Consider the following 25,445-nt stretch of genomic DNA (forward strand, 5'->3'; position numbering starts at 1 on the left):
GGGCGGCCTTTGGGCCGTGGCGGTAACCGGCCCGCTCCCCCACGGTCAGATCCCGGCGGATCGCGCGCAGGAACATCGCCAGCGACAACACCAGGTCCAGCAAGGGGACGGCGGCACACACGATCACCGGATTCTACGAAACTCGGGGCAGCTCAGTTCTGGCGTTTGGTCCGCACCCTGACGTGACGGGCAACTGCGGTACTCATTACGCCAGTTGACAGCGTGTACGTGCCAGAAGTAGCGTCTTGAATCCTTGGTCATCAACTGGTGTAAGACCACTTCCCTTCAGAACCCCTTGTGAGTCGATGCTTGCGGTACGTGCGCCCCGCGCCACCCCTGAGTCAAGAGCGATGACCCAGAGGCGAGTTGGCCGCAGTTCCCCTTGCCGCGCCGAGTACTGACTGCGGGGGCAGCCAGAAGTCATGGCGGAGGGAGCGCAGGGACGAGTCGAAATTCCGAAGGGGGCAGATACGTGATCGGCACCAGCCAAGCGATCTCTGCGGCAGGCAACGAGGGGCCGGCGATGAATCGCGTTACCCGTTCATGCCGCACAGTCGAGTGGGTGAGCCAACTGTGATGGGCCCGGCATTGTCCGCCAGCGCGATGGAAGGTCAACGAACCGGGCAGCGCATCCCGTGTCTCGTCGTTCCCTGCGTCTTCATGTTCGAGCGGGGATCCCGCACTCACCACGGCCGGACGGCTGGGGCGGGCGGCTCGGGGCCACGCGATGCTGGTGGTTGGCGATGAGGGGTGAGTCGGTGGATCTGTACACCGTTTCTGCAGCCGATACTTCGGAGAAGCCACCCAGAGGTGTGGGCCGAATTCACCCCATGAGCGACAAGCCGGACCTGTCAACACCGCAGATGCTTCCTCTTGACGCACTTCTGCCGTCGGACTCGCCCAGGGTGGAGGGGGAGGACGAGAAGCATGTGAAGGCGCTTGCTCAATCGGACGTCGTACTGCCACCCGTTATCGTGCACCGGTCAACAATGCGTATCGTTGATGGCATGCACCGCCTACGGGCTGCTGCACTGAGAGGTGAGAACCTCATTGCGGTTCAGTTCTTCGGAGGCGACGAGGCAGAGGCGTTCGTCTTGGCAGTGGAGCTCAATGCCGAACATGGACTGCCGCTCAGCCAAGCCGACCGGTCCTCCGCAGCGAAACGGATTATCTCAATTCGCCCACAGTGGTCGGATCGGCGCATCGGCGCCGTCACCGGTCTCGCAGCGAGCAGCGTCGCAGCCTTGCGAGCTCATTCGACTGATCAGATCGAGCAGTCGAAAAGGCGGGTGGGTCGGGACGGCCGCTCGCGGCCCCTCAATCCGGCCGAAGGGCGTAAACGTGCCAGCAGGCTTCTCGCAGTCAAGCCCAGCAGCACCCTCAAGGAAGTCGCTGAAGGGTCCGGACTCAGCATTGCGACGGCGAAGGACGTACGAGATCGCGTGCGTGCGGGGAAGGATCCGCTACCACCCAGGTTGCGCAACACCGAAGCCAAACGCGAACGAGCCAGCACCGAGCAGGCTTCCTCCGAGGGGCAGAGACATGCCCCTCCTCCGCAGCAGTCGTCGGCTGGTCTCGACTCGGCTCTGCAGAGGATGCTGAGAGACCCTGCGATGCGCACGGAAGCAGGCCGCGACGTGCTGCGGCTGTTGAGGTCTCACGTCATCGGAGATGAGAGCAAGTGGCGCCGGATGGCTGCTGGTGTGCCGGAGTACCGTGCTGCCGCAGTGGCCCAGGCCGCGCGGGTCTGTGCCGAGCGGTGGCTGCGCCTTGCGAAGGAGCTCGAAGCCGGTAACCGGCATATGCCGCAGCAGTGAGTCACTCTGGCCGCTGGAGTTCCTCGGTCAATGCGTCGAGTTCCGCCAACCGTTCCGTGGAGCCCGCGAGGTGGGGGACCGTGGCGACCAGAATGAGCTCGGTGACTGCCACGACATGGGTGAGTGGGGCGATCGGGCCGGTGGCTTCCCGGGGGAGCCGAAGGAGCACTTCGGCGTCCCCGGCCAGCGGTGATTCCCAGGCGTCGGTGATCAGTACGAGACGGGTCCCCCGCGTACGGGCGGCCCGGACGAAGCGCGCCACGCCGGGGGCATAGCGGCGGAAGTCGTAGGCGATGATCAGGTCGTGTCGGCCGAGGTCGACCAGGGACCTGGCCCGCGCGGCCGTCGCCTGCGGAACCTGGTGGACGTTCGGACGCAGACCGGAGAGCTGGCGGACGAGGTAGTCGGCGGCGAGTTCGTTGAGCGGGCCGCCGATGGCCCAGACGCTGCCCGCCTTTGCGAGCAGCGCGCCGATGCGCCCGAGGAGCGTTTCGCTCGCGGCGTCGATGGTGCTGCTGAGTCCGGCAAGCAGTTGCTCGGCGGCCTGGTTCGGTTCGGTGGGCGTGGTGCTGACGAACTGCCGCAGCCGGGACTGGTCCTGCTCCTTGACCTGGGTGCGTACGGCGTCCTGGAAGTCGGAGAAGCCGCTCCAGCCGAGCCGGGTGATGAGCCGGGAGGCGGTGGGCGGGCTGACCTTGGCGCGGTCCGCGAGGGACCGCAAGGAGCCCAGCGCCGCGAACGGGTAGTCGTCGAGCAGCACCCGCACGATCGCCTGCTCGCCGCGCGGCAGTTCGGGATAGATCTCGCTGAGCCGCGTCGTCACCAGGTCCGGGCGGCGGGTCGGGTCGTACGCCATGGTCTTGATCGTACGTCGCCGCGCACACGCCACATCATGAAACGATTGTTATGCCACAGCTTCAAGATCCGATGTACAGTAACGATTGTGACTCTCGATTCTGTGGACACGTTCGAGGCCGGACGGGGAGTACTACCCGCTTGGCAGGGTCTGATCAATGCCTACCGGGCATGGATGCCGGCAGTGACCGACCGCACGCCTGTCGTGACCCTGCACGAGGGCAACACCCCCTTGATCCGGGCGGACCATCTCTCCGATCTCACCGGCTGCGACGTGTGGCTGAAGGTCGAAGGAGCCAATCCCACCGGCTCGTTCAAGGACCGCGGCATGACGGTGGCTGTCAGCAAGGCGGTCGAGTCGGGTGCCGGCATGATCGTGTGCGCGTCGACCGGCAACACCAGTGCCTCCGCTGCCGCGTACGCCGCGCGGGCGGGGATCAAGGCCGTCGTACTGATCCCCAAGGGCGCCGTCGCGGTGGGCAAACTCGCGCAAGCGAGGAGGTACGGCGCCGAGACCGTCGAGGTGGCGGGGACGTTCGACGACTGTCTGCGGATCGCCCGCGAACTGGCCGCCGAGCATCCGGTGGCCTTGGTCAACTCGGTGAACGACCACCGCCTCGCGGGCCAGCAAACGGTGGCCTTCGAGATCGTGGACGTGCTGGGTGATGCCCCCGATCTGCACTGCCTGCCGGTCGGCAACGCGGGGAACATCACGGCGCTCTGGCGGGGATATTCGGCGTACGAGAAGGCGGCGCGCGCATCGCACCGACCTCGGATCTGGGGCTTCCAGGCTTCAGGCGCGGCCCCTCTGGTCCTCGGCCGCCCGGTCGAGACCCCCGAGACCGTGGCCAGTGCCATCCGCATCGGCAACCCGGCCTCCCGGGACGGTGCGCTGGCCGCCCGCGACGAGTCCGGCGGCCTGATCTCAGCCGTCAGCGACGAGCAGATCCTCACGGCTTACCGCCTGGTCGCCCGCCACGAGGGCATCTTCGTGGAACCCGCGTCGGCAACCGGCATCGCGGGCCTCCTTGCCGAACAATCGGCAGGCCGGGTGGCCCCCGACCAGCGCATCGTCATCACCGTCACCGGCAACGGCCTCAAGGACCCGGACGCGTCGATGTCGGGGAAGTACGACTCGGTGGAGACGACCACGGCCACGTCGGACGTGGCTCGGGCCCTCAAGCTGGCCTGAGTCGGCACGCCCGGGCAGGGCGACCGTGCCGACCCCCCGATCAGAGGGAGCCTGCCGCGCTCCTGCTTGCCGCCGCCCATTGTCGCGGCGCGCTTTCCTGTTTCATTTTCACCTCCCGTTTTGTTAGACAAAGGCAATGAACGCACATGGACTATCAAGCGGTTTCCCCTGTTGACGATTTTGTCGGCCGCTCGGTAAAGTTCCAAAACAGCACGGTCCTTATGTTCTGCACCTGACCAGAAGGTCCCTGAAATTCGCTGCTACGCCACGCACCGCAAAACCCCCTGCCTTTTCTCCGCTTTACGCATCCCATATGCGTAAAGCGGCCCTGGGGTCTCCGCATGCCCTTTGATTGAACGGAGTCAGTGAGTGCTGATCGTTCAGAAATACGGTGGTTCCTCCCTGCAGGACTCCGGCCGCATAAGACAGGTCGCCGACCGCATCCTGCAAGCACACAGAAGTGGCCATGAAGTAGCCGTCGTCTGCTCCGCCATGGGGGACACCAGCGATGACCTGATCGACCTGGCGGAGGAGGTCAGCGCCGAACTGCCGCCACGGGAAATGGACATGCTGCTCACCTCCGGCGAGCGCATCTCCAACGCCTTGATGGCCATGGCCATCCGTGAACTGGGGGGCGCGGCGCTGTCCCTCTCCGGGGAACAGGCCGGGATATTCACCGACGCTTCCCACGGCCGTGCCCGAATCGTGAAAGTGACGCCGAGCCGGGTCCGTCAAGTACTTGACCAAGGGATGATTGCGGTAGTCGCTGGATTCCAGGGAATCAGCGAGGAGACCGGTGACACGACAACCCTCGGTCGCGGTGGCTCCGATGTGACAGCTGTCGCCCTTGCCGCAGCCCTGAAGGCCGATGTCTGCGAGATATACACGGATGTCGACGGCGTATTCTCCGCCGACCCTCGAATCGTTGAAAGAGCGCGGCTCCTTGAAAGTGTGAGCTACGCGGAAATGCTGGAAATGTCGGCCGCCGGTGCGAAGGTCCTGATGTCTCGCTGCGTGGAGTACGCCCGTCGTCATGGCGTGGACGTTCGTGTGCGCTCTTCGTTCTCCGACCACCAGGGAACGCTCGTCTCAGATTCTGCGAAGGATGCTGCTGTGGAAGGAACTAGCGTCACGGGCGTGGCCGGCACCCGGTCGGTCGCCAAGATCACTGTGGAGAGCATTCCCGATGATCCGTCATTCCTGGTGGACATCTTCGACATGCTGGCGCACTCCGGCACAGCCATCGACATGCTGCAGAACATCGGATCCCCGGCGCGGCCCGAGTTCACCTTCACCGTCGCAGAGGAAGACGGCCGGCGGACCCTGGAGCTCCTGGAGGAGAACCGCACCCGCATCGGATACGGCGCAGTGCAGTGCGACGGCGGTGTCGGTCAGGTCTCCCTCGTCGGCGCCGGCATCCGCAGCGAACCCGGCGTCGTCGCGACCCTGTGCAGGACTCTGGACGGCATCGGCATCGGCGTTCAGCTGATCTCGGTCTCCGAGATCCGGGTCTCCGCGTTGTGCCGTGCCGATCAACTCGACGCGGCCGTACTGGCGTTACACCGGATCTTCGGTCTCGACAGTGCTGCCGCGGCGGTCGTCTACGCGGGGACGGGCCGCTGACCATGGCATCTGGCGGCACGCGACCCGACACGCTCATCCGCGCCAGCCCCTCGCCTGCACCACCCCGGCCGGGCATCGGCATCGGCGAGGGAACGGCCCTGTACGTCGGAGCGGTACTCGGCGGCGGGCTGTTGGCCCTTCCAGCGCTCGCGGCGCACGTCGCGGGGCCCGCTTCACTGATCGCGTGGGCAGTGATCGTCCTGCTGTGCGTCCCGGTGGCAGGCGCCTTCACCGCACTCGGTACGCGATACCCCGACGGAGGTGGCATCGCCACCTTCGTCACCAAGGCGTTCAGCAGGCGAGCGGCGACACCGGTCGGCTGGAGCTTCTACTTCACGGTGCCCGTGGCCAACTGCTGCGCCTCCATCATCGGCGGCGAGTACGTTGCGGGCGCCCTCGGCGGCGGCCGCGTCACGGCGATGGGGTCGGCTGCCGTGATCCTCGCGATGGCCTACGCCGGCAACTGGTTCGGACTGCGGATGTCCGGGCGGATGCAGCTGGCGATGGTCGGACTGCTCATGCTGGTCCTGCTGACGGCGGTCTTCACCGCACTGCCGCAGACCCACAGCGCGAACCTGGAGCCGTTCGCACCGCACGGCTGGCTGGCGGTGGGCAGCGCGGTGACCCTGTTGTTCTACTCGTTCGCAGGATGGGAGGCCGTCACCCACCTGTCCGGCGAGTTCTCCGATCCCAGGCGTCAACTGCCCAGGATCACCGTGCTGTCGGTCGTCGTGGTGGCGGTGGTGTACCTGGGGCTCGCCTTCGCCTGCATCGGCGTGCTGGGGCCCGCCATGAACGATTCGGCCGTGCCCCTGACGATGCTCATGGAGCGCGGGATCGGAGGCGCGGCGCAGTCCGTCACCGTCGCGGTGGCGATCCTCCTCTCCTTCGGCACGGTGAACGCCTTCGCGGCGAGCGGCGCCCGGCTCGGTGCCGCGCTGGGGCGTGACGGGAGCCTTCCCAGCTGGTTCGCCAAGGGCAGTGCCGGCGGCGAGGTACCCCGGCGCAGTCTCGCTGTGCTGGCCGTCATCGCCGCGCTGGTCATGCTGGTGCTCTCGGTCGTCCCGGTCGGCGTCGATTCCTTGATGAAGGCGGCGTCCGTCCTCTTCGTCACCGTCTACGTGGCGGGTCTCGCCGCAGCGGTGCGGCTGTTGCGCCGGATGTCCGCGGCCTGGTGCGGCGCCGTGATCGGGCTGATCGCGTTGGTCGGCTCCCTCTTCTTCTTCCGCCAATTCCTCCTCCTGCCGGTGCTGTTGGTCGTACTCGCCGAGGCGTTTCGGCTCTTTCAACGCCGTCGTGCCGTCGAAAGGACAACGTCATGAACGCCCGCCCCCTGAAAGTGGCCGTGCTCGGTTGCGGAGTCGTCGGCACGGAAGTCGTGAGACGGCTGCACGAATCCCGCTCGGCGCTGGCCGCCCGCGTCGGCGTGCCCGTCGAGATCGCCGGAGTGGCTGTACGGGACCGCAAGCGGCCCAGAGACATCGGTATCGCCCAGGAGCTGCTGACCGACGATCCGCTGGAGTTGGTCAAGCGTGATGACGTCGATCTCGTGGTCGAACTGCTCGGCGGCATCGAGCCGGCCCACTCGCTGCTGGTCGCCTCGATGGAACACGGCAAGTCCGTGGTGAGCGCCAACAAGACGCTCATCGCCGAACACGGGGCACAGCTCCACGAGACCGCCGCACAGCACGGCGTCAGCCTGCTCTACGAGGCGGCAGTGGCGGCGGCGATACCGCTGTTGGGGCCGCTGCGCGACTCGCTCGGCGGCGACGACGTCACCCGGGTCGTCGGCATCGTCAACGGAACCACCAACTACATCCTGGACCGCATGACCGAGACGGGGGGAGAGTTCGACGCCGCGTTGCGCGAGGCCGTCGAACGCGGCTACGCCGAGGCGGACCCCACCGCCGACGTCGAGGGAACCGACGCGGTGGCCAAGACAGTGATCCTGGCCTCGCTCGCCTTCCATACACGGCTGTCTCCGACGGACGTGTACCGCGAAGGCATCACCGGTGTGACGGCGCAGGACGTGGCAGACGCCCGCTCCCGCGGCTGCGTAGTCAAACTGCTCACCGTGCTGGAGCGGCCGGCCGGGCAGGGCGAGGTCCTGGCCCGGGTCCACCCCACGATGGTGCCGCTCACGCACCCCCTCGCCCAAGTGAAAGGTGCGGACAATGCCGTCGTCGTCGAGGCGGCCGGCGCGGGCGAACTGCTGTTCCGCGGCGCCGGTGCCGGAGGAGTCCCCACCGCCAGTTCGGTGGTCGGCGACGTGGTGACGGCGGCACGCAGAAGACTGCTCGGGCGCCCGGTGGGCGCCATGGCGCCCACCGTCGCGGGCCAGGTTCGTCCCATGCGCGAACTGCGCAGTCGGTACCACCTCGGCGTTCGTGTCACCGATGCCGCCGCGGCGCTGGACGACATCGCCACCGTGCTGCGCGTGAACGACGTCCGCGTCGACTCGCTGCATCGCAACCGGTCCGTGGGGCCCAACACGTGGGTCCTGGCCACCGAGGCCGTCCTGGAGTCGGATCTGTGCGCGGCCGTAGAGGCTCTTTCCGCTGTTCCGTCTGTGGCCGAGGTACCGAGGTTCATCCGCATGCTCGACCCGGTCGGCCAAGAGGCACTTGCCCGCTAGAACTGGTGAGGACTTCATGAGCGATCGCTGGAGCTCCGAGCCTCACGGGGGATCGATTGAGTAATCAGAAAAGTCATTCACGAGTGTCGGTCAGCCGTGCGGTGGTGGATTCTTTCGCGCTCTACCGAATCGTCGATGCGCACACTCCAGCCGCTGCCGATATTCGGGAAGCAACCTTCGAAGGACGACTCAAATTATTGGCTCCGGCGATGGTCATCGCCGTCACGGGAGCCATGCGTACATGCTGGGACGACGAATGCACGGAACGGCATGGCCTGCTCGGCAGAAAGCTTTCCGCATTCTGCGAGCGGAGCGGTATCGAGTCAGGGTGTCCGGAGCCGGATCTGGTGATCGAGGCCGGACGTCTCTATGCGGCGTCGACAGCCATGCGCATCGAAGGTCCCGAGGTCCTGGCGGCGTGTCATGCCAGCCGAATGGCATCGGAACACCACTGCGAGCTGCTCACCGCAAGCCGTGCGGCCTACTGCTACCGGGCCGCCGACTCGGCCGGGATCCGGGTTTCCATGCGCCCGATCTGAGCGACGTAAAGCCATAACGGCAGCCACCGAGCAGGCAATCACTCGATTGCCTGCTCGGCATGTCGTAAACAATTCAGGGATTCCATCTTCTGTTCAACTGGATACTCCCTTGTGGTAATGCTGGGTTCAGGTCATGCTGGAGATGCCCAAGAGGAAACAATCGATCTGCGGGCCGATCCTCGGAAGTAGATTCAAGACGGGGGTTTCATCTATGAATGAAACGTCGCAAGACAATTCTGCAGAAATCCTGATGAGATCGTTCCAGGAGCATGGATTCACGCATTTCACGGGTGTCCCGTGCTCCTTACTGAAGGGGCTGTTCAAGCTGCTCGAAGCTCCACGCTTCGCAGGGTGCTATCTGCCGGCCCCACGAGAGGACAGCGCGGTCGGCGTCGCCTCTGGGCTGACGCTGGCCGGTGCCAAGACGCTGGTCCTCATGCAGAACTCCGGCCTGGGCTACTCGCTCAACGTCATCACCTCGTTCACGCTCATCTACGACATGCACCTGCCCCTGGTGGTGAGCTGGCGAGGGCACGGCGGCAACGACGCGGTCGAACACGACGTCATCGGCCGGGAGTTGACGAACCTCCTCGATGTGTTCGACCTGCCGTGGACCGTCCTCGACCCCCAGGCGCCGAAGGACTCCGCCGACGCGTTCCTCAAGCAGTACGACGGTGGCCGGCGCACCGCGGTCCTCATCGTCAAGGAAGGCGTGTGACCATGCTCGACATCCGCGACGCGATCAAGGCCGTACGGGCCCGCGAACCGTCCGCGCTGTACGTGACGACGTGCGGATTCATCACCCGCGACACGTACAACATCGACGACCGGGAGAACAACTTCTACCTCGTGGGGTCCATGGGCATGGCCGGCCCGATCGGCCTCGGCGTCGCCCTGGCGAACGTCGGCCGACGGGTCGTGGTGCTCGACGGCGACGGTTCCTTTGCCATGAACCCCGGCTGCCTGCCCATGATCGCCGAGCACCGTCCCGATCTGGTGCACGTCGTCCTGGACAACGGGGCCCACGAGAGCACCGGCGGACAGCGGACGGCAGCGCTCGGCGATCCGGTGGGCCTGGCCCTCGCCGCCGGGTACGCCGCCGCGCACTCGGTGGACGGCGTCGAAGACATCGCGTCCCTCGACCTCACCGGCACCCCCACGCTCGTGCACATCCGGTGTCGTCCACGCACCCACCCCGCAGGACCCCGCGTGGCCCTGACCCCACAGGAGCTCGTCTCCCGCTTCCGAGCGGGTCTCGGCGTCCTGGCGCACGCCTGACGGAGGACAACGTGAAACCTGTACTACTCGACTGCACCCTGCGTGACGGGGGCAATCAGAACGACTGGCAGTTCACCCCCACCGATGTACAGACCATCGTCAGCACGCTCGACGTGGCACGCGTCGACGTCATCGAGGTGGGCTACCGCGGCGGCTCGGGCAGCCGGAACAGCGCAACCGCCGGGCCCACCGCGCGCTGCACCCCGGAGTTCCTCGCTGCCCTGCCGCCCACCAGCCACGCAGAGCTGGCCGTCATGGTCGTTCCCACGGTCTGCCCCCTCGACGCCATGGACGACCTGCCCGACAGCCCGGTCTCGATGGTCCGTGTCGCCGCGTACCCGTGGAACATCGACGGTGTGCCCGCGTACGTCCGGCGCGCACGGGAACTGGGGCTGCGTACCACGGTCAACCTCATGGCCGTGAGCTACGCCGACCTCGCGGAACTGTCCGGCGTCGCGGCGACGGTCGGCTCGGAGCTGCCCGACGTGATGTACGTGGCCGACTCCTTCGGCTCGCTGACCCCGGACGGCGTCCGGCAGCGCATTGAGCTCCTGGCCGGCCGGCTGGACTGCCCGATCGGCATCCACGCGCACAACAACCTCGGCCTCGCCGCCGCCAACGCGCTCGCCGCCATGGATTCCGGGGCCACCTGGCTGGACGCGTCGCTGTGTGCCATGGCCCGCGGCGCGGGCAACCTCGCCACGGAACAGGCGGCCGCCTTCCTGACGGCGTGGCCCGCCTACGAGACGCACACCGATCTGCCCGCGGTCTGCGACGCCGCCGAGTACGTGGCCGAGCAGGTGCTGCCCCGTCCGATGACCGTGCGTCGCGCCGAGATCGCGGCGGGCATCAACGACCACCACTTCTACTACCAAGACCGTCTCGAGAAGGCCGCGGCCCGGTTCGGCCTCGACCCGTGGGACGTGGGCAGCCTCATCGGCGCCCGCCGTCCGCGCAAGGTGCTCGACGACGTGATCGAGAACGTATGCCGAAAGATGACCGGAGGACTCCCCGCATGACCGTCAACGCCGTCACCCCACCCGCCACGCAGGCCGACGCCGCCCGGGCGCTGCGCGACGCCCTCGAATCCCCGCAGTTGGCCCGCGTCATGGGCGCCCACAACCCGCTGAGCGCCCGTCTCGCCGAGGAGGCCGGGTTCGACGTCATCTGGTCCAGCGGCCTGGAGATCTCCGCCGCAGCGGGCTTACCCGACGCCAACATCCTCGCGATGCCCCAGTGCCTGGACGCGGCGACCGCTCTGGCGGACGCCGTGGCGGCGCCGGTGCTCGCGGACTGCGACTCGGGATTCGGCAACGTCAACAACGTCATCCACATGGTGCGCAGCTACGAGGCGCGCGGGATCGCCGGAGTCTGCATCGAGGACAAGCAGTTCCCCAAGCTCAACAGCTTCATCGAGGGAAACCAGGACCTCGCGCCGTTGGACGACTTCGCGGGCAAGATCAGAGCCGCTTCGGAGGTGCGCGAGAACCTCGTTGTCGTCGCCCGTCTCGAAGCCCTGATATCCGGCAAGGGGATGGACGAGGCGCTGCGCCGGGCTGAGGTCTACGAACGCGCGGGCGCCGACGCGCTGTTGATCCACTCCAAGCGGTCCGAGCCGAACGAGGTCTTCGACTTCCGCGAGGCGTACCGCGGCGACCTCCCGGTGATCGTCGTACCGACCACGTACAACCAGGTCACCGTCGGCGAACTCGAAGAGCGCGGCTTCGCCATGGCCATCTACGCCAACCAGGCGCTGCGCAGCTCGCTGCGGGCCATGCGGGAGACCCTGATCAAGATCATGCAGGACGGGACCACGCGGAACGTGGAGGGCGACCTGGCCTCACTCAAGGAGATCTTCGACCTGCAGCAGGTACCGCAGATGCTGGAACGGCAGGCGCGGTACGAGGAGTTGGGCCGTGAGCTGGCCGAGGTCGGCCGATGACCGCGGAAAGCACCCCTGTCGCACGGAGCCTGTGGAGTCTCGACTACGAGGGCACCCGTCTGGAGGTGGAGGTGGAGGCCGGTGCCCACATCGGTGAGGCGCTGGATTTCCTCTCGACCCATCTGGCCGTCGAGCCGTCCCGTGGCGGCGAGCGGCAGAGCCCACCGCTTGCGACGGTACGCATCGCCGCCGAGGTGATGGGTCATCACATACCGCCAAGTGGCGTTCCGTCGGAGGACATCCACGTCCGCAAGAGCGCCAGCGAGTTCTTCACCGTCCCCGCACGCCGCGCCCGGGCATCCGGCCGCGAGTACCTGGAGTGCACCAAGACCGGTACCCGATTCGTCTTTGACCGTGCCGCGCGCACCGTCGACGTGGTGGTCGGCCCGGCCGGTGCCATGGACCTCGTGGAGCTGGTCCGCGACCTCGTGCTCAAGGACCGGGAGAACTCCGGGGCCGCAGTCCTGCACGCCACGGCCGCCTACCGGGACGGAACAGTGGTCCTGGTCACCGGGGCCAAGGGCGCGGGCAAGAGCACGATCCTCCTGGAACTGGTGGAGAGGTTCGGCTACCGGGTCATGAGCGGCGACAAGACCGTGCTGCACGAGCAGCCGGACGGCTCCGTGCTCGCCTCGGGCTGGCCCGACTACCCCCACCTCGGGTACGGCACCATCGCCAAGTACCCCGGTCTCAAGGAGATCGCGGGCATCCCGGACGGTTACGAGCCCACCGCCGACCACGCGTTCTCGCCACTGGGAAAGTTCGCGGTGGACCCCATCGGGTTCCGAGGCCGCTTCCCGAGCGCGCCCCGCGGAGCGCGCGTGCCCGTCGCCGCGATCGTCCACCCGACGATCGGTCCCGGCGACCGTACGGTCCTCGAGGGATGCCCGGCAGATCCGCGGGTACTCGCGCCCCTGCTCGACGCCAACGTGGAGTCGGCGTTCGACGGCGCCCACTCCGGATGGCACCACTATCTGACAGACGCCCGCGCCGCCCAGGCCGACCGGCGCAGCCGGATCACCGCCGCGCTGGCGAAGGTCCCAACGTGGCAGCTGACCGGCCCCGGCGACCTGACCGGCGGCGACTTCCCGCCGTCCCGGGTGGAGGTGACCGTCACGTGATCGAGCTGACGATCGCCAGCACCGGCTTGAACTCCCACTATGACCTCACCGACCGGCTGACCGAGCTGCTGCGCGAGGCGGACACGGGCGACGGCCTGGCCGGAGTCTTCGCCCACGGAAGCACGGTCGGGCTGACCGTCATGCGCTACGAACCCGGTGCCGTGCAGGACCTCCTGCGGGCCTTGGAGCGGCTGGCGCCGGACGACGGCAACCGCTATCTGCACGAGCTGACCACGGGCGATCCCAACGGCTTCTCGCACCTGAAGTCGTCCCTGCTCGGGACGAGCGTGCTCGTGCCCTTCCTCGACGGCGGACTCGGTATGTCTCCCGCCCACCGTGTCGTACTCGTCGACTTCGATCTGAAGCCGGCCACCCGAAGGATCCTGATCGACCCGCCGCGTCCGGCCAAGGAGGGAAACCGGTGAAACTGCGTCTCGCCACCCCGGGACCGACCGAGGTGCCCCAGCGACTTCTGCTGGCCGGTGCCCGGGAGATCATCCATCACCGTTCGGCGGAGATGGAGAACCTGATCCACGAGATCAACGAGGGGCTGCCGCCGCTCTTCGGCACCACCCACCCCGTCTACACCATCGCCACGTCCGGCACGGGCGCCATGGAAGCGGCCGTCGCCAACTGCTTCTCCGAAGAGGACGAGGTCCTCGTCGTGTCGAACGGCTACTTCGGGGAGCGCTTCCAGGCGATCTGCCGCAACTACGGGCTCACCGTGCACGTGGTGGAGAGCGACTGGGGCACCAGCGCCGACCCCCGGCAGGTCGCCGAGGCGTACACCCAACACCCCGACATCCGGGGAGTGTTCGTCGTCTACAGCGAGACCTCCACCGGCGCCCTCAACGACGTCCAAGCCATCGCGCAGATCTTCAAGGACACCGATGTCCTCGTCGTGGTCGATGCCATCAGCGGGCTCCTGGTGCACCCGCTGCCGATGGACGCGTGGGGCCTCGATGTGGTGCTCGCAGCCTCGCACAAGGGGTTCATGCTCCCGCCGGGTCTCGCCTTCATCGCGGTGTCGGACAAGGCTTGGCGGGCCGTGGACAGCTCCTCGGGTCCCACCTATTACTGGTCGTTCGAGCGGCTGCGCCACTTCTACCCCATGTCGTCCTCGTCCCCCGCCGTCTCCCTCCTCCTCGGCCTGCACGAGTCCTTGAAGATGCTGAACGAGGAGGGGCTGCCGGCCTTCCGGCAGCGGCACGCCGCTCTGGGCCGCGCGTCCGGACGGGCCCTGAATGAACTGGGGTTCACCACGTTCATCAAGGAACCGCACCGCCGCAGCCACGTGATCACCTCGGCGCTCGCCCCCGATGGCGTCGACACCTCTCAGCTCCTCAAGACCCTGTCGACCCGGCACGGGCTGACCATGACGGGCGGACAGGCCCACCTCAAGGGCAAGTTGATCCGGGTGGGACACGTGGGCGTGAGCGACGCCCTCGACCTGTGCGCGGTCTTCGGAGCCCTGGAGATGTCCCTGCTCTCCCTCGGCCACCGCTTCACCCCCGGCGCCGGCGTCGGGGAAATCGTCCGTGTCTTCCACGAAGAGGAGAAGTGATGCTCGTCCTGTTCCAGCGGGAAACCTGCCCCGACTGCAAGCCCGTGCGGGAGCTGCTGACCAAGCTGCAGATCTCGTACGTCAACATCAACGTGCCCAAGCCGCGTGAAGAGCGGCACGAACTGATCCGGGTGACCGGCAGCAAGTTCATCCCCGCCCTGGTCGACGGGGCGACCGTGATCCCGGGCAAGCTGCGGGACAACGCGGACGTCGTCGCCCATCTCAAGGAGCGGTTCGGCGAACCGCGCACGGACGCCACCGGGGAGCAACAGCCGGAGTCCGCAGCATGAGCAACAGCTCCGGACCGGTCGTCGCTGTCGTCGCAGGTACTCCTCAACTGACCGGAGCAGCACGCTCGTTGGGAGTGCGGACGGTCTTCGTCCATGCTCCGGACGGCCCCCGGCCCAAGGCGGCAGCGGCCGCCGATCACGTGGTGGCCGTGGACCTGGAGGACACCGGCGCGGTCCATGACGCGTTGGCGCCCTTCCACGCGCGGCACCCGCTGGCCCGCGTTCTGTCGCTGACCGAGCAGGGGCTGCTGCCCGCCGCCGCGGCGGCGCAGGCGCTCGGCGTACCCGGCAACTCTCTGCACACCGTGCGTCTGCTCCAGGACAAGCGGCGGATGCGGGAGCTGCTGGACGCCCAGGGCCTCAGCCCGGTCCGGAGCCGTTCTCTCACCTCACCCGCCGACCTCGCCGCCTTCTGCCGCGAGGTCGGCGGTTCGGTGATCCTCAAACCGGCGGCGGGAACCGCCAGCAGGGCCGTGACCCGCGTGGACGGTCCCGGGGAGGCGGACGCCGCCTGGGGCCGGTTCGTCCGCGCCGGCGGCACCGATGCTCTGACAGAGGAGTTCCTCGACGGTCCGGAGATCAGTGTGGAGGGCTTCACCCACCAGGGCCGACACTCCATTGTCGCGCTCACCGACAAGCAGGTGCTGCCCTCGCTCGTGGAGACCGGGCACACCATGCCCAGCACCCTGCCGCCCTCAGAGCTGCACGAGGCGGCAGAGCTGACCGTTGCGTTCCTCGACGCTGTCGGCCTGCGCGAAGGGCCCTCCCACACGGAGGTGAAGTTGACCGGGCGCGGCCCCCGAATCGTCGAGTCCCACAACCGCATCGGCGGAGACAAGATCCGCGAACTGGTGCACCGCACCTACGGCATCGACCTCGTCGCCCTCACCGTAGGCTGCCCCCTCGGGCTGCTTCCCGCACCGGCCGACCGGCCGCTCGCGGCCGGCGGCGCGGCCATCCGCTTCCTCACCCCCGCGCCCGGAAGGGTCCGGCACATCCGCACGCCGGACACCGACGGGCGGACGGCGGTGATCGAGCTCGACGTCGGTGTCGGCGACGTGATCGCCCCGGTGCGCCAGTCCCCAGACCGCGCGGGATACGTCCTGGCGAACGGCACGGACGCCGCCGACGCCGCGCGGCGTTGCGAACATCTCGCGCGACAGGTCCTGATCGACGTGGACACCGGCACGACCGGACTTCCGCCGACCCGACAGGTGAAGGGCTGAGTCGATGCGTTACGCCGTCGTCACCGACATCCACGGCGACGTCCTTGGGCTGCGCGCGGTGCTGGCCCGCGTGCGAGAGCAGCAGGTGCACCAAGTCGTCTGCCTGGGCGACGTCTTCGAGTGCCACGTCTCCAAGCGGAACATCGCAAACCATACGTACACGCGGATCGATGAGGTCTTCGACCAGAACCCCGAGCTAGTCACCCTGCTGAACGGCGCCCGGATCGTACGGGGCAATCAGGAAGAGCGCATCAAGGCCCTCGTGCCCGACAGCAGTGTGCCCGCGTGGGCGCGTGCCGTGCTGGACGCACCGCTCACGTTCGACTCGGACTTCGCCACGTACTGCCACGGCCATGCGCTGGAGTCCTGGCGGGAAGCCGAACCGGGGCTGTGGTGCCCCTTGGACGCCGAGTTCACCGGCCGCGCGCTCTTCCACGGCCACCACCACCGCAATGCCCTGCACCGTCTGCCCGACGGGCCCCGTACCTGGGCGGAGGTGGAGAGCGTCGCGCTGCGCTTCGGTGAAGCCGTGCACCTCGCCCCGGACAGCCAGTACCTGGTCAACGTCGGCCCGGCACGGGGCCCCCACCCGGCCTGGGCAGTGGTCGACGAAGCCGAGGCGACCGTGACCCCCTACCGAATCGAGACACCTGTATGACCCGGCAGGTCCTGCTGCTCAACTCCGACAAGCCCGATGTCCTGCGCACCCTGGCGCACCGCACCGACCTCCGAATCCGGGTGATCACTCGCAAGGCGTACGCCGGCCTCTACGCGGCACAGGAGACCGCCTTCGTCGACAGCTTCGAGGACCTCTCGCAGGTCGAGCGCGCCGCCTACGACCTGGTCCGCAGCGGGCCGTTCGGCCACGTCGTCGCCGCCACGGAGAAGAGCATCGTCGCTGCCGGGCTGGTCCGGTCCCTGCTGGGCCTGCCCGGGCCGACCTTCGACCAGTCGCTGTGGGCAGCGCACAAACATGCCATGAAGAGCAGGCTGCGGTCCGCGGGACTGCCGGTCGCCGATTTCGGCCAGGCCGCGACCGTCGACGCGATCCCGCAGGTCGCAAACCGGCTCGGCTGGCCGGTCGTGGTCAAACCGGTGTTCGGCTCCGGTTCGAGGTGCACCCACCGGCTGGACTCCCAGGAGGAGTTCGACGCCCGGCTGCGCGCGGGCGGCCTCCAGGACCTCGCCGCACGCCGCGTACCCGTCCAGGTCGAGCGCATGGTGCACTTCCGCAACGAGTACCACTGCGACGGAGTCGTACGGGGCGGCCGGGTGCGGGTGGCGGCGGTCTCCCGCTACGGCACCCCACCGCTGCACACGCCTTCGGCGTACAACAGCAGTCACCTCGTCGATCAGGACAGTCCCTTCGCCAAGGACGTCCTCGCCGTGCATGCCCGGACAGTCGAGGCACTGGAACTGTCCGACGGCGTCACACACTTGGAGGTCTTCGAGACCGACGCGGGGCCGGTGGTGGGCGAGGTCGCCGTCCGGCCGGGAGGCCTGGGCATCGCACGTACGTGGTGGCACGCGTTCGGCATCGATCTGTGGGAGGAGTTCACGCGAGCCGCCCTGGACGAACCCTCGCAGCTCTCGCTCCGGCCTCAGCAGCGGGCGGTCGGCCGCATCCAACTTCCGGACCACGACGGCCTGCTGGACCGTGTCCTTTCCCTGCACGGCGTCATCGAGGCCCTGCCCCCCGCACGGAGCGGGACCGGCCACATCGAGGTGCACTACGCAGCGGCCGACGCCGCGGCGGCGGCGCAGCTCAACCACCGGCTGTTCAGTCTCGGGGAGTCGTCGTGAGCCGCTCGCCCGTCGGAAGGCTGCTGCCGGATCCGGGCGCTCCGCGGCGCCTGGCGGCCTCATGGCTGATCAAGACGGTCGGCAGCGGCCTCTATCTGCCGACCAGCACGCTGTACTTCACCCGGGTCGTGGGCCTCTCGACCGGTCGGGTCGCCTTCGGCCTCACCCTCGCGGGGCTGGTCTCGCTGGCCGGAGCGGTTCCCCTCGGCGCCCTGGCGGACCGCTACGGCCCCCGCCGCACCTACACCGCGCTGCTCGTCGTCCAGTTCGCGACCCTGGCGGCACTGGCGCTGGTCCGCTCCTACGCGCTGTTCCTGGCGCTCATCACCGTCTTCACCCTGGCCGAGCAAGGCAGCAGCGCGGCTCGCGGAGCGTTGATCGCCGCAGTGGGTGAGGGAGCCGAGCGCGTACGGCTGCGGGCGTACCTGCGGGTCGTGACCAATGTGGGTGTGGCCGTCGGCGCGGGCCTTGCCGCCGTTGCCATCGGCCTGGGCACCGCCACCGCGTACACGGTCCTGCTGCTGGGGACGGCGCTGACGTTTCCAGCCGCCGCGCTGCCGTTGCGCGGGCTCGCGGCGGGCACCGTCGCGGTCCCCTCGAAGTCGCCTTCCGGGACGGCGCACTGGAGGGTGTTCCGCGATGTCCGATATCTCTGGGTCACGGTCATCTGCGGTGTGCTCAGCCTGCAGGCGCCGGTGCTGTCCTTCGTCGTACCGCTCTGGGTCGTCGACCGCACACAAGCGCCGGCGCTGGCCGTCTCCGCCATCGTCGTGGTCAACGCCGTCATGGTCGTACTGCTGCAGATACGTGCGAGCCGCGGGGCGGAAGACCACGAGCGGGCGGCCCGGCTGTGCCGCCGTGCCGGGCTGGCCCTGCTGGCCGCCTGCGCCGTGGTCGTCTTCACGCACCAGACCCCGCCGTGGTCGGCGATGACGCTGCTCATCGTTTTCGCGATCCTGCTGACGGCAGGTGAACTGTGGCTCTCCGCAGGGTCGTTCGGGCTGAGCTTCACCCTCGCACCGGAGGGCGCGCACGGCCAGTACCAGGGCTTCTTCTCGCTCGGCCGCAGCCTGGCCATGGCCGTCGCGCCCTGGCTCCTGTCGGCCCTGTGCCTCTCCGACGACAGCGCGCTCGGGTGGCTGGCGCTGGGCGCTTTGTTCGCCGTCGCCGGACTGCTCATGCCCGTCGCCGTCCGCCGTCGCCCCGGGACCCTAGCCGCGCAGCGCGATGTGCCGTCGGCGACGTGAATGCGGTGCTCGGCTTGTAAGATGCCCCCCGCAGACTGTCAACTGATGTGGACGGGGCAGCCCATCGACGGCTACAGGGGTGCCCCACTAGATTGACGCAGGACGGAGGTGCGCCTTGACCGATTCCGAGTCCGGAGGCGGGCGTACGCTCGCCTCCCAGCTGAACCACCTGTTTGAGACAGTCGTGCCGGCGGGGCGGGGCCCGTACGGCATGGAAGAAGTTGCCCGCGCGATCACTTCTGCCGGTGTGCCGATTTCCGGCAGTTACATCTGGCTGCTGCGCAAGGGACAGCGCGACAACCCCACCCTGAAACACCTTGAGGCGCTCGCCCGGTTCTTCGGCGTGCCTCCGGCCTACTTCTTCGACGACGAGGTGACGAGGAAGGTCGACGGCGAGCTGGAGTTGATGGTCGCGCTGAGGACGGCCGGGGTGCAGCACGTGGCGCTGCGAGCGGCCGGGTTGTCGCCCAAGAGTCTTCGGACAATCAAGGAGATCATCGAACGGGCTCGCGAGCTCGAAGGATTGCCTGGGGGAACAGACCCGGAGACCGCCGGCGACTAGTCGGCGACAGCGCGTAGGCAGTTGAATCCAGCCAGTTCGCCGGGCAGGTGGCGGGCGGGGGTGGATACCCTCTCGGGAGGGCGCCGGTCGTCGGTGCACGGCACAGAGGCGGAGGGGGGGGGAGGACTGCATGCCGCAGATCCTGCAGGCTCCCGAAGCGCCCCTCCTCAAGGCAATTCCGAGGCGCTGCCACCCGGGCAACAGCAGTCGGCTGTCGTGAAGTTGTTCACCTCCCCCCGCAGACGCGCGGCCCGGAGAAACTTCCAGCGCCTGCGGCGTACGTCCGAAACACTGCTGGAAAGCCTGGACCTGCCCGACGGCAGCAATATCGCGACCCTCGTCGAGCGGCTCAGCGTTGACCGGGGGCGACCCATCCAACTGGTCGCCATGGCCCTGGGTGTGGGCCATCCTTGTGGGATGTGGCTGGCGACGGAGACCTTTGACCTCATCGTCGTCGAGGCCGAGACCGGCCCTCTGCACCAGGACCACATCATCGCGCACGAGCTCGCGCACATGCTCTGCGGCCACTCCCATGCCTCGGGCCTCGACGCGGAAAGCGTCGGGCTGCTCCTGCCCAGCCTCGACCCGCGTCGAGTGCTCGACGTGCTGGGGCGGACCAGCTATTCGACCGAGGAGGAGCAAGCGGCGGAAATCGTTGCTTCGTTGATCCTCGAACGCGTCACGCGTCCTTCGAAGGAGCAGAGGTGGCCGGTACCGTCCGCCGATGCGGACGCTGTCGCACGGATCGACCAGTCCCTGAAGTAGTCACCGCGCTGAGCAGGTGAACCCGCCCGGTGGACCCCGCAGCAGCCATGATGACCCGGAGGAGCTTTGCTCGGCGTCAAGAGTGTGGTCTTTCCGGCGTGCGCCGCCCTTTGTGCGCTCGCCCTGCTCTACAAAGTGCGCGATGTACGCCATTCCCGGTGTGACCCCGCTCTTGTCGCGTTGCTCGTCGCGTTCTCCTGCAAGGGGGTGTCCTTCACCCTCTCCACGCCTCGTGTGTCAGCAGCCGTGGACAGCTTTACGGGAGTACCCAATCTGGGGGCTCTGGGCATCCATCTGCTCGGCGGAGTGGCATCGAGCGCCGCCATTCTCATTGCCGTCGCGTATTGGGTGTATCCGCCCGACGAGGCCCGTCGTAGGGCCCTTCGGCGGCTGGTCATCACCGCACTGTGCGCTGCCGCGATGCTGACGATGTGGGGGGTGGCGGGCTCGGGAACCGAAGGGCGGTCCCAGCACTACCTGCTGCAGAACACCCACCGGCCGGCAGTCGCGGTCTACCTGCTCATCTACGTCATCGCGTTCGGCAGCGGCATGGTGGAAATCATCAGGCTGTGCCGTCGGTACGGGCGGGTGGCCGGTCGGCAGTGGCTGCGCCGTGGTCTCTACGCCACGGGCGTCGGTGCGGCCGCATATGTCGTCTACTGCGTCCATCGTGCGTCGGCCGTCGTCGCGGTACAACTCGGGCTCGACCCCCTGCGATGGGAGCTCATGGCACCGCTGGCGAACGGCATCGGAATCTGCTTCCTGACGGCGGGCCTGACCATGCCGTCCTGGGGGCCGAAGGCAGCCGATCTGCACCAGAGGATGCGCAACTTCCTCAACTACCAGAGGCTGCAGCCTCTTTGGCGTGCCCTGCACAGGGCGAATCCGCACATCGTTCTGGAGCCGCGGCCCTCCACCCCCTTGGCCCGTATCCTTCCCGGTGACATCAACTACCGGCTCTATCGCGAGATCATCGAGATCCAGGACGGCCTGCTGGCTCTGCGGCCCTACATGGACCCGGCCGTCATGGCGAGCGCGACGCAGGCTGCCCGCCGGTCCGGCCTTTCGGGGCAGCAGCTGAACGCCGTGGTACAGGCGACCGCCCTCCGGAGTGCCCTGAGGGCGAAGTGCGACGATCGACGGACGGAAGGGACGGCTGCGGCCGTCGAGCCGCACACCGTCGAGCGCGGCGACTACGAGGCCGAGGTCGCCTGGCTGCTGAGCATCGCCAGGGCCTATTCCACCCTTTCGCCTTCATCGCCTTTGTCCAAGAAGAGGAGTCGCACGTGAAGTACCGCAAGTTGGGCGCCGACGGCCCACTGGTGTCCGCCGTGGGCCTGGGGTGCATGGGCATGTCGATCGCTTACGGGACCCCGGACGATACCGAGTCCGGGCGCACGCTCGACCGCGCGCTCGACCTGGGCGTCACTCTGCTCGACACGGCGGATGCGTACGGGCGCGGAGCCAACGAGGAGTTCCTCGGGCGCTGGCTCCGGCGGCGTGGACCGGACCGGGAGCGGTTGGTCGTCGCCACCAAGTTCGGTCTGCGCCACGATGCGGAGTCGGGGCGGGTGGACGGGGTGGACACTTCGGCGCAGTACGCCCGCACCGCCTGTCACGCGTCGCTGCGCCGTCTCGGCGTCGAACACATCGATCTCTACTGCGTCCACCGGCGCGATCCCGCGGTCCCCATCGAGGAGACAGTGGGAGCCATGGCCGAGCTGGTGACCGAGGGCAAGGTCGGCCACCTGGCCCTCAGTGAGGTCAACGCCGACACACTGCGCAGGGCACACGCCGAACATCCCATCAGCGCCGTCCAGTTGGAGTATTCGCTGTTCACACGCGATGTCGTCGAGGGGGCGATGCGGGAGACCTGTCACGAGCTCGGGGTCTCCGTCGTGGCGTACAGCCCACTCGGGCGAGGCATGCTGACCGGCAGCATCACCTCCACCGCGGACCTCGTCGGCACGGACAATCGCAAGCGCTGGCCGCGCTTCGCCGAGGAGAACATCCAGCACAACCTCACGCTGGTGGACGCCGTGCGCGAAGTCGCGGCGCAGATCGGCTGCACGCCCGCGCAGGCGGCCCTGGCCTGGCTGCTCGCCCAGGGCCAGGACATCGTCCCGATTCCCGGCACCAAGAAGCAGCGCTACCTGGAGGAGAACGCCGCGGCCGCGGAACTGACCCTGAGCCCGGAGCAACTCGCCCTGCTGCGGGCGGCGGTGCCCGACGGAGCGGTAGCCGGCGGACGCTATCCGGAGCAGGCACTCGCCCGACTGGGGAACTGACTGAGCGTTTCGCCCTGTGAGGTGTGTTTGGTCCCGGGTTTAGGTTCCGTGCCAGTTGGGGGTGGCCTCGCCGGTGAGGCGGCGGGTCATGAGGTCGGTCGTCGCGAGGTGGATCGTGGCTTCGGAGCGGTGGGGGTGGGTTTCGTAGTCGCGGGCGAGGCGTCGGTGGTGCATGAGCCGGCCGATGCTGCGTTCGATGGTCCAGCGTCTCGGGATGATTTTGAATCCCCTGGTGCCTGGCGGGCGTTGGACGGGGTGGACGTCAATGCCCAGGCGGGCGCCGTGGTTGAGGGCCGTGGTGCGGTGGCCGGCGTCGGCCCAGGCCTTGGTGACGTGCGGGTGGGCGGCGGCGATGCGGGTCGGCAGGGTGACCCCGGCCGCGGTGTCGGAGACGCTGGCGGCGGTGTCGGAGACCCCGGCCGCGGTGTCGGAGACGCTGGCGGCGGTGACCAGGACGGTCAGCAGCAGGCCGAGGGTGTCGCAGCCGAGGTGGCGCTTGCGGCCGATGATGCGTTTCCCGGCGTCGGTGCCCTGGTCCGTGAGGTGCACGTTGGCGGAGGTCTTGACGGTCCGGGAGTCCAGCACGCAGGCCGGCGGTTCGCCGTCGCGTCCTTCGCTCTCCCGGACCGGGCGCCGCAGCAGGCCGGTGAGTTCTTCGGACACGCCGTCCTGCTGCCACTTCGCGAAGTAGCCGTACACCGTGGCCCACGGGGCGAAGTCGTGCGGCAGGTAGCGCCAGGGGATGCCGGTGCGGTCCACGTAGAGCACCGCGTTCATCAGGGAGCGCAGATCGTGTTCGCCGTGCCGGACGTCCAGGCCGTCCCGGCGCCCCTCCTCGATCGTCGCGTGCGATGCCTCAATCCCTACGTAGGTGCCCACGAGGGGGGCGACATTGCGTCCTTCTCTGCCGGTGCCGATGCCCAGTTCCAGTGCCCACGCTGGTTGGCGTCGAACCGGCGGGCGCACTCCAGCACCGCGCGCACCGTCATGCGATCGTGCCGCGCGTGCTCCGCCGGCTCCGTGGGCAGACCGCGGAAGGCAAGGGTGCAGCCGTCAGCCCCACCCCGCAGCCGCACATACTCGCACGCACCGATCAGCGTCGCCGTCTCGTCCGCGGTGAGGAGGTCATCCGGCCAGCCGACGGCCGAGTGGCACGCCAGAATTTCGGCCGCCTGGGGCAGGATCTCCTCGGCCAGGGCGGGACGTGGGTGTGGACTTGGGAAGTCTCATGAGTCGGCTCCTGTTGTCTCACCTGTCCGGTTTTCGACTCCGTCCGGCACCAGCGCCGGCCGGTTCGTCAGCTCCCGGAGTTGATCGGGGCTCAGGTATCCGTCCGTACGCTCGAAGTCGTCGAGTGAGGCCTCCCGTCCTGCTTGCAGTCCGATCCGTACATAGTCGTCCCCGGCCAGTGCGTTGAGCAGCCATCCGCCGACGGCCCGGTAGCGGGCGGTCAGTGTCCGCAGTGCCATCAGGTGGTATGCGCTCGTCACCGTCTGCGCGGCGATTCCGCTCAGGGGGATGCCCAGTGGTTTGGCGACCGCCTGTGGGCCTCCCAGATCGACCACGAGACCGAGGTCCTTGTGCCGGTAGTCGGAGGCCGGGAACCCCCTCATCTCGGCGATCAGGTTCATTGCCGCGGCCTTGCCCTGCCGTGTGGCGTGCTGGGCGGTGGGCGCGCAGACGGCGCTGCTGCCAGAGGCCAGATCGGGTACGGACGCGGCGTCGCCCAGGGCGTACACCCTGTCGAGTCCGGAGACGGACAGGTTCGCGCCGGTCACCAGTCGGCCCTGTTCCGTTTCCGCGTCCAGGGTGGCGATCAGCGGGCTGGGTGCAACCCCGGCGGTCCACACCAGCGTCCGGCACGGCAGCGTGCGCCCGTCGGTCAGGGTGACGGAATCGCGGGTCGCCGCGGCGACCGAGACGCCCAGGGAGATCTCCACCCCGCGCCGCTCCAGGACGCGCAGTGCCTTCGCACCCAGCTTCTCCCCGAGTTCGGGCATCAGCTTCGGCGCCAGGTCCACCAGGTGGCAGCGGATCTCCCTGGCGTCCAGACCCGGATAGCGCTTGGCCGCGCGTGTGGTGAGCCGGTGCAGGTAGGCGACGGTCTCGGTGCCGGCGTATCCGCCGCCTACCACCACGAACTGCAGCCGGGCGGCCCGCTCCTCGGGGTTGTCGCCTGCCGCGGCGGCCAGGTCGAGTTGGGCGATGACGTGGTCACGGAGGTAGGCCGCCTCGGCGAGGGTCTTCATGCCGATCGCGTGCTCGGCCACGCCGGGTATGTCGAACTTCCGGGTCACGCTGCCGGGCGCGAGCACCAGGTAGTCGTAGTGCAGGGTGCGCAGCTGCTCGTCGATGGTGCGTACCACAACGGCCTTGGCACCGGCGTCCACGCCTATGGCCGAGCCGGGCACCAGCGTGGTGCGGCGCAGCATCCGTCGCAGTGGCACGGCGATGGACTGTGCGGTCAGCTTGCCGGCCGCGACCTGCGGCAGCAGCGGCAGGTAGAGCTGGTGATTCTGATCGCTGACCATCGTGATCTCGGCCTCCCCCGCGGTGAGCCTGCGCTCCAGCCGGTGCGCGCACTCCAGTCCGGCGAATCCTCCACCGACGATCAGGATCCTCGTTGTGGACATGACACTCCCCTTGGTTGGGTTCGACAGCTTTCGGCGATGCTGGTTCCACCGGAGGGACGCCTCGT

25 protein-coding genes are annotated in these 25,445 nt (G+C 68.2%); 22 read left to right on the top strand and 3 right to left on the bottom strand.

All coding sequences use genetic code 11. The annotated features are described in order from the left end of the window. Positions 1-830 precede the first annotated feature (830 nt). On the top strand, positions 831-1,817 hold the full coding sequence (locus ACH4SP_RS36590) for a ParB/RepB/Spo0J family partition protein (RefSeq protein ID WP_398421722.1): 987 nt from the start codon (positions 831-833) through the stop codon (positions 1,815-1,817). Between the two features lies 1 nt (position 1,818). Here ACH4SP_RS36590 and ACH4SP_RS36595 read toward each other — a convergent pair whose 3' ends face one another. Further along, positions 1,819-2,673, bottom strand: a complete 855-nt coding sequence (locus ACH4SP_RS36595; protein ID WP_398421724.1) for a MurR/RpiR family transcriptional regulator — start codon at positions 2,671-2,673, stop codon at positions 1,819-1,821. 102 nt (positions 2,674-2,775) lie between these two features. On the opposite strand from ACH4SP_RS36595, the gene thrC reads away from it, so the two are divergent. The 21 genes from thrC (at position 2,776) to ACH4SP_RS36700 (ending at position 22,747) form a co-directional block, all read left to right on the top strand. After that, positions 2,776-3,864: a threonine synthase gene (gene thrC, locus ACH4SP_RS36600; RefSeq protein WP_398422119.1), complete on the top strand. Its 1,089-nt coding sequence runs from the start codon at positions 2,776-2,778 to the stop codon at positions 3,862-3,864. Positions 3,865-4,233: 369 nt separating this feature from the next. Next, the gene (locus tag ACH4SP_RS36605) at positions 4,234-5,487 is read left to right on the top strand and encodes an aspartate kinase (RefSeq protein ID WP_398421725.1); all 1,254 of its coding nucleotides are present in this window, start codon (positions 4,234-4,236) and stop codon (positions 5,485-5,487) included. 2 nt (positions 5,488-5,489) lie between these two features. Further along, positions 5,490-6,809, top strand: coding sequence for an APC family permease (locus ACH4SP_RS36610; protein WP_398421727.1), 1,320 nt, complete (start codon positions 5,490-5,492; stop codon positions 6,807-6,809). Beyond that, the gene (locus ACH4SP_RS36615; RefSeq protein ID WP_398421729.1) at positions 6,806-8,122 is read left to right on the top strand and encodes a homoserine dehydrogenase; all 1,317 of its coding nucleotides are present in this window, start codon (positions 6,806-6,808) and stop codon (positions 8,120-8,122) included. The genes ACH4SP_RS36610 and ACH4SP_RS36615 overlap by 4 nt, the downstream gene beginning before the upstream one ends. 83 nt (positions 8,123-8,205) lie before the next feature. Beyond that, entirely contained in the window at positions 8,206-8,661 is a 456-nt protein-coding gene (locus ACH4SP_RS36620) for a hypothetical protein (RefSeq protein WP_398421730.1), read from the top strand. A gap of 250 nt (positions 8,662-8,911) precedes the next feature. After that, positions 8,912-9,379, top strand: coding sequence for a hypothetical protein (locus tag ACH4SP_RS36625; RefSeq protein ID WP_398421732.1), 468 nt, complete (start codon positions 8,912-8,914; stop codon positions 9,377-9,379). A gap of 2 nt (positions 9,380-9,381) precedes the next feature. Continuing rightward, complete coding sequence (locus ACH4SP_RS36630; RefSeq protein ID WP_398422121.1) at positions 9,382-9,939, top strand: thiamine pyrophosphate-dependent enzyme; 558 nt, start codon at positions 9,382-9,384, stop codon at positions 9,937-9,939. An 11-nt stretch (positions 9,940-9,950) separates the two neighbouring features. Beyond that, on the top strand, positions 9,951-10,958 hold the full coding sequence (locus ACH4SP_RS36635; RefSeq protein WP_398421734.1) for a hypothetical protein: 1,008 nt from the start codon (positions 9,951-9,953) through the stop codon (positions 10,956-10,958). After that, positions 10,955-11,881 carry an isocitrate lyase/phosphoenolpyruvate mutase family protein gene (locus ACH4SP_RS36640; protein ID WP_398421735.1) on the top strand — a complete coding sequence of 309 codons (927 nt, stop codon included), beginning with the start codon at positions 10,955-10,957 and terminating at the stop codon, positions 11,879-11,881. Before ACH4SP_RS36635 ends, ACH4SP_RS36640 begins: the two co-directional genes overlap by 4 nt. Then, positions 11,878-13,002: a hypothetical protein gene (locus tag ACH4SP_RS36645; RefSeq protein ID WP_398421736.1), complete on the top strand. Its 1,125-nt coding sequence runs from the start codon at positions 11,878-11,880 to the stop codon at positions 13,000-13,002. The genes ACH4SP_RS36640 and ACH4SP_RS36645 overlap by 4 nt, the downstream gene beginning before the upstream one ends. Then, positions 12,999-13,427, top strand: a complete 429-nt coding sequence (locus ACH4SP_RS36650; RefSeq protein WP_398421738.1) for a YjbQ family protein — start codon at positions 12,999-13,001, stop codon at positions 13,425-13,427. Before ACH4SP_RS36645 ends, ACH4SP_RS36650 begins: the two co-directional genes overlap by 4 nt. After that, the gene (locus ACH4SP_RS36655) at positions 13,424-14,566 is read left to right on the top strand and encodes a pyridoxal-phosphate-dependent aminotransferase family protein (protein WP_398421739.1); all 1,143 of its coding nucleotides are present in this window, start codon (positions 13,424-13,426) and stop codon (positions 14,564-14,566) included. The genes ACH4SP_RS36650 and ACH4SP_RS36655 overlap by 4 nt, the downstream gene beginning before the upstream one ends. Next, positions 14,566-14,856 carry a glutaredoxin domain-containing protein gene (locus ACH4SP_RS36660; protein WP_398421742.1) on the top strand — a complete coding sequence of 97 codons (291 nt, stop codon included), beginning with the start codon at positions 14,566-14,568 and terminating at the stop codon, positions 14,854-14,856. The genes ACH4SP_RS36655 and ACH4SP_RS36660 overlap by 1 nt, the downstream gene beginning before the upstream one ends. Next, entirely contained in the window at positions 14,853-16,082 is a 1,230-nt protein-coding gene (locus tag ACH4SP_RS36665; RefSeq protein ID WP_398421743.1) for an ATP-grasp domain-containing protein, read from the top strand. The genes ACH4SP_RS36660 and ACH4SP_RS36665 overlap by 4 nt, the downstream gene beginning before the upstream one ends. A 4-nt stretch (positions 16,083-16,086) precedes the next feature. Next, positions 16,087-16,740, top strand: coding sequence for a metallophosphoesterase family protein (locus ACH4SP_RS36670; protein ID WP_398421745.1), 654 nt, complete (start codon positions 16,087-16,089; stop codon positions 16,738-16,740). Then, positions 16,737-17,885, top strand: coding sequence for an acetyl-CoA carboxylase biotin carboxylase subunit family protein (locus ACH4SP_RS36675; protein ID WP_398421747.1), 1,149 nt, complete (start codon positions 16,737-16,739; stop codon positions 17,883-17,885). The genes ACH4SP_RS36670 and ACH4SP_RS36675 overlap by 4 nt, the downstream gene beginning before the upstream one ends. Further along, positions 17,882-19,132 (top strand): MFS transporter, encoded by a 1,251-nt coding sequence (locus tag ACH4SP_RS36680; protein ID WP_398421749.1) that lies wholly within the window; start codon positions 17,882-17,884, stop codon positions 19,130-19,132. Before ACH4SP_RS36675 ends, ACH4SP_RS36680 begins: the two co-directional genes overlap by 4 nt. Positions 19,133-19,247: 115 nt before the next feature. Continuing rightward, positions 19,248-19,694 carry a helix-turn-helix domain-containing protein gene (locus ACH4SP_RS36685; RefSeq protein ID WP_398421750.1) on the top strand — a complete coding sequence of 149 codons (447 nt, stop codon included), beginning with the start codon at positions 19,248-19,250 and terminating at the stop codon, positions 19,692-19,694. A 216-nt stretch (positions 19,695-19,910) separates the two neighbouring features. Then, a complete protein-coding gene (locus ACH4SP_RS36690; protein WP_398421751.1) occupies positions 19,911-20,459 on the top strand; it encodes a toxin in 549 nt (182 codons plus the stop codon). A gap of 66 nt (positions 20,460-20,525) precedes the next feature. Further along, a complete protein-coding gene (locus ACH4SP_RS36695) occupies positions 20,526-21,749 on the top strand; it encodes an MAB_1171c family putative transporter (RefSeq protein WP_398421753.1) in 1,224 nt (407 codons plus the stop codon). Beyond that, on the top strand, positions 21,746-22,747 hold the full coding sequence (locus ACH4SP_RS36700) for an aldo/keto reductase (RefSeq protein WP_398421755.1): 1,002 nt from the start codon (positions 21,746-21,748) through the stop codon (positions 22,745-22,747). Before ACH4SP_RS36695 ends, ACH4SP_RS36700 begins: the two co-directional genes overlap by 4 nt. A 39-nt stretch (positions 22,748-22,786) precedes the next feature. Here ACH4SP_RS36700 and ACH4SP_RS36705 read toward each other — a convergent pair whose 3' ends face one another. Beyond that, on the bottom strand, positions 22,787-23,608 hold the full coding sequence (locus ACH4SP_RS36705; RefSeq protein ID WP_398422123.1) for an IS5 family transposase: 822 nt from the start codon (positions 23,606-23,608) through the stop codon (positions 22,787-22,789). A gap of 365 nt (positions 23,609-23,973) precedes the next feature. Continuing rightward, the gene (locus ACH4SP_RS36710; protein WP_398421757.1) at positions 23,974-25,380 is read right to left on the bottom strand and encodes an NAD(P)/FAD-dependent oxidoreductase; all 1,407 of its coding nucleotides are present in this window, start codon (positions 25,378-25,380) and stop codon (positions 23,974-23,976) included. Positions 25,381-25,445: the final 65 nt, after the last annotated feature.

The sequence above is a fragment of the Streptomyces sp. NPDC021093 genome (genome assembly GCF_044333135.1).
Lineage (GTDB): Bacteria > Actinomycetota > Actinomycetes > Streptomycetales > Streptomycetaceae > Streptomyces.

What these genes read in the sequence shown, in the direction of transcription:
- ACH4SP_RS36610 (WP_398421727.1), top strand. Translation starts at nt 5,490, where the DNA reads ATGGCATCTGGCGGCACGCGACCCGACACGCTCATCCGCGCCAGCCCC.
- ACH4SP_RS36660 (WP_398421742.1), top strand. Translation starts at nt 14,566, where the DNA reads ATGCTCGTCCTGTTCCAGCGGGAAACCTGCCCCGACTGCAAGCCCGTG.
- ACH4SP_RS36710 (WP_398421757.1), bottom strand. Translation starts at nt 25,380, where the DNA reads ATGTCCACAACGAGGATCCTGATCGTCGGTGGAGGATTCGCCGGACTG.
- ACH4SP_RS36625 (WP_398421732.1), top strand. Translation starts at nt 8,912, where the DNA reads ATGAGATCGTTCCAGGAGCATGGATTCACGCATTTCACGGGTGTCCCG.
- ACH4SP_RS36675 (WP_398421747.1), top strand. Translation starts at nt 16,737, where the DNA reads ATGACCCGGCAGGTCCTGCTGCTCAACTCCGACAAGCCCGATGTCCTG.
- ACH4SP_RS36665 (WP_398421743.1), top strand. Translation starts at nt 14,853, where the DNA reads ATGAGCAACAGCTCCGGACCGGTCGTCGCTGTCGTCGCAGGTACTCCT.
- ACH4SP_RS36630 (WP_398422121.1), top strand. Translation starts at nt 9,382, where the DNA reads ATGCTCGACATCCGCGACGCGATCAAGGCCGTACGGGCCCGCGAACCG.
- ACH4SP_RS36590 (WP_398421722.1), top strand. Translation starts at nt 831, where the DNA reads ATGAGCGACAAGCCGGACCTGTCAACACCGCAGATGCTTCCTCTTGAC.
- ACH4SP_RS36640 (WP_398421735.1), top strand. Translation starts at nt 10,955, where the DNA reads ATGACCGTCAACGCCGTCACCCCACCCGCCACGCAGGCCGACGCCGCC.
- ACH4SP_RS36615 (WP_398421729.1), top strand. Translation starts at nt 6,806, where the DNA reads ATGAACGCCCGCCCCCTGAAAGTGGCCGTGCTCGGTTGCGGAGTCGTC.
- ACH4SP_RS36670 (WP_398421745.1), top strand. Translation starts at nt 16,087, where the DNA reads ATGCGTTACGCCGTCGTCACCGACATCCACGGCGACGTCCTTGGGCTG.
- ACH4SP_RS36595 (WP_398421724.1), bottom strand. Translation starts at nt 2,673, where the DNA reads ATGGCGTACGACCCGACCCGCCGCCCGGACCTGGTGACGACGCGGCTC.
- ACH4SP_RS36645 (WP_398421736.1), top strand. Translation starts at nt 11,878, where the DNA reads ATGACCGCGGAAAGCACCCCTGTCGCACGGAGCCTGTGGAGTCTCGAC.